The sequence below is a fragment of the Micromonospora globispora genome, assembly GCF_003857015.1.
GTDB classification, from domain to species: domain Bacteria; phylum Actinomycetota; class Actinomycetes; order Mycobacteriales; family Micromonosporaceae; genus Micromonospora; species Micromonospora globispora.
In genome coordinates, this window is the sequence record NZ_QGGF01000613.1 from 1 (window position 1) to 2,576 (window position 2,576).

4 protein-coding genes are annotated in these 2,576 nt (G+C 68.6%); 2 read left to right on the forward strand and 2 right to left on the reverse strand.

What is annotated here, in order from left to right; all coding sequences use genetic code 11:
• The first annotated feature begins 122 nt into the window (after positions 1–122).
• Positions 123–1,334 (forward strand): FG-GAP repeat domain-containing protein, encoded by a 1,212-nt coding sequence (locus DKL51_RS30755; protein ID WP_185734978.1) that lies wholly within the window; start codon positions 123–125, stop codon positions 1,332–1,334.
• Here the strand turns inward: DKL51_RS30755 and DKL51_RS30760 are convergent.
• Both DKL51_RS30760 and DKL51_RS35370 read right to left on the reverse strand, forming a co-directional pair.
• Positions 1,331–1,531: a PI-PLC domain-containing protein gene (locus DKL51_RS30760; RefSeq protein ID WP_124813031.1), complete on the reverse strand. Its 201-nt coding sequence runs from the start codon at positions 1,529–1,531 to the stop codon at positions 1,331–1,333. The two genes, DKL51_RS30755 and DKL51_RS30760, sit on opposite strands and share 4 nt — an antisense overlap.
• Positions 1,515–1,664 (reverse strand): hypothetical protein, encoded by a 150-nt coding sequence (locus DKL51_RS35370; RefSeq protein WP_165823236.1) that lies wholly within the window; start codon positions 1,662–1,664, stop codon positions 1,515–1,517. The genes DKL51_RS30760 and DKL51_RS35370 overlap by 17 nt, the downstream gene beginning before the upstream one ends.
• Positions 1,665–1,892: 228 nt before the next feature.
• Between DKL51_RS35370 and DKL51_RS30765 the strand changes: the two genes are divergently transcribed.
• The coding region (locus tag DKL51_RS30765) for an Ig-like domain-containing protein (protein ID WP_260428728.1) at positions 1,893–2,576 on the forward strand (684 nt) is incomplete at its 3' end.

Genomic DNA, 2,576 nt, shown 5'->3' on the forward strand with positions numbered 1-2,576 from the left:
GCGATGGCACGTTTCAGCCGCCGCGGTTCGTCCTCGCGGACTTCGGATACGACCAGGGTTGGCGGGTGGAGAAGCATCCGCGGTTCCTGGCTGACGTGACCGGTGAGGGTCGGGCGGACATCGTGGGGTTCGGTGACGCCGGGGTGTACGTGGCGCGCAGCAACGGCGACGGCACGTTCGCGTTCACCCCGGTGCCGGTGATCGCTGACTTCGGTTTCGAGGCCGGTGGTTGGCGGGTGGAGAAGCATCCGCGGTTCCTGGCTGACGTGACCGGTGAGGGTCGGGCGGACATCGTGGGGTTCGGCGATGCCGGCGTGTACGTGGCGCGCAGCAACGGCGACGGGACCTTCGCGTTCACTCCGGAACCCGTGATCGCTGACTTCGGTTTCGAGGCCGGCGGTTGGCGGGTGGAGAAGCACCCGCGGTTCCTGGCTGACGTGACCGGCGACGGATCGGCCGAGATCGTCGGCTTCGGCGACGCCGGGGTGCTGGTCGGTCTGGCCAAAGGCGACGGCACCTTCCAGCCGAGGCCCCTCTTCGTCATCCCCAATTTCGGCTACGGGAACAACGGTCCGGTCGAGCAACAGGGACCGTTCCTGCCAGACCCGAACGTCGGCATCGTGCAAGCCTCCGGTGGATACAGCGGCACGGTGTTCTTCGTAGGCGGTGACGACGCCGCCCGGCTCTGGAAATGGACGGACGGGATGGCCGCCTGGCAGCAACTCGTCCCGGGTGGCGGCGCCAGCCAGGCACGCCGGTTCTTCGTCAATCCGTACGACCCGAGCGTGATCTACCTCCTCGACACGGATCACGTTATGCGCTCGGACGACGGAGGCGTGACGTGGCAGGTTGACGCGAGCCTGGAGCAGCAACTCACCTGCGGCGGCCGCATCCCGGCCGGCCGCGACGAGGATGCCGACGGTCAGGGAGATCACTACGACGTGGTGCTCAGCGACATGCAGTTCGATCCACTCAACGCAGGGCGCCGTTTCGCCGTCGGACTCGGCGGGGCTTTCCTGACCACCGATGGCGTGAACTGGCAGCGGCTGTTGGACACGGGCGCCATGCGTGGCCGGCCCGCGAACTGCTACTTCGACTGGATCTCCCAACCCTCCGACCCGGCGTTGTACGTATCGTTCGCGGGACGAAGCATCGTGAAGATCAGCGGCTTCGGGCCGCGCCGCCGCCCTCCGGTCCGGACCGCCGACGGACACGTCGGCACGACGCGGCCACTGCCTGACGACCGGGTGTTGCTCGAACTCGACGACGGGCGCTCTCTCGTCGTCGACGCCGACCAACTGCAGCCGCAGGACGACGGCACGTACCTGATCTAGACGCCCATTCCTGCCTCGAAGACGCGGGCGGCACCGTCGGGCTGCAGCCTGCGGAAGTCCGGGCTGACCGAGTCCACCCACCCGGCGAGTCCCCCGAGCCTCTCGGTCGTCGGCACGTCGTAGGCGATGAGCGCGACCGGGATGTCCGGCAGCTGGGCAGTGAAGTCCCGCAGGGCCTGCTCATCGAAGGACCCCACGATCAGCCGGCGCGCCTGCCCCCGGCTCGACCCACTCGGGACGCTTGCGCAGCCGGGTGGCCACCGCTTCGGCCAGCCCGGGATTCACCTCGGGCGATTTCAGCTCGAGGTTCAGGTCGATCCGGTGCCTCATGATCAACATCGAAGGGTTCGGCACCGGCCCCCAAGATCGCGCCGCCGGCAAGTACGCTCCCGGTCGGAGAGGAACGCCATGATCAGTCGTCGAAAGTTGATCGCCACCGGTCTGGGTGCTACGGCCGTCCTGGTGACGGCAGGTTGCAGCCGTCGGTCCTCGGCCGCCGCTGCGTGGTCGGGCCCGGGTCTGGCTGCGGCGAGTGCGCCGCCCGCGGGCGAGGTGCGGGTGACCGTCACGCCCGCTGCCGATGCCACCAAGGTCTCGCCGCTCGAGCAGGTCGTCGTGGCGGTGGAGGGCGGCACGCTCAAGGACGTCTCGGTTGCCACGGGGAGCAAGACCGTCGCCGGCGAGCTGGACAGCGACGGGCATACCTGGCGTACAACGGGCAAGCTGGCCTATGGGAAGACCTACACGGTCACCGTGTCGGCGGCCGACGCCGCCGGCGCGTTGACCCAGCACACGAGCAAATTCCGCACGGTCAAGCCGTCCGGCGTCGCGTCCGTGACGTTCCAGGCCAACGCGCTGACCGCCCTCCGCGACGGGGGCACGTACGGGGTCGGCCAGCCGGTCATGGTGAACTTCAGCCGGCCGGTCAAGAACCGTGCCGAGGCCGAGAAGGCGATGCTGGTGGAGACCATGCCGGCCGTCGAGGGACGGTGGCGCTGGATCGACAGCCGGAACGCGCACTGGCGGCCGGCGAAGTACTGGACCTCGGGCACGAAGATTTCCGTGAAGATCAACCTCTTCGGCCAGGATCTCGGCAAGGGCGTCTACGGCGGCGCCAACGCCAGCACGAACTTCACCATCGGCCCGTCGCGGATCGCCATCGCCGACGCCAGCACCCACCGGATGAAGGTCTACCTCGACGGCAAGATGGTGCGGGACATCCCGATCAGCATGGGCAAGGGC

What these genes read in the sequence shown, in the direction of transcription:
- DKL51_RS35370 (WP_165823236.1), bottom strand. Translation starts at nt 1,664, where the DNA reads ATGAGGCACCGGATCGACCTGAACCTCGAGCTGAAATCGCCCGAGGTG.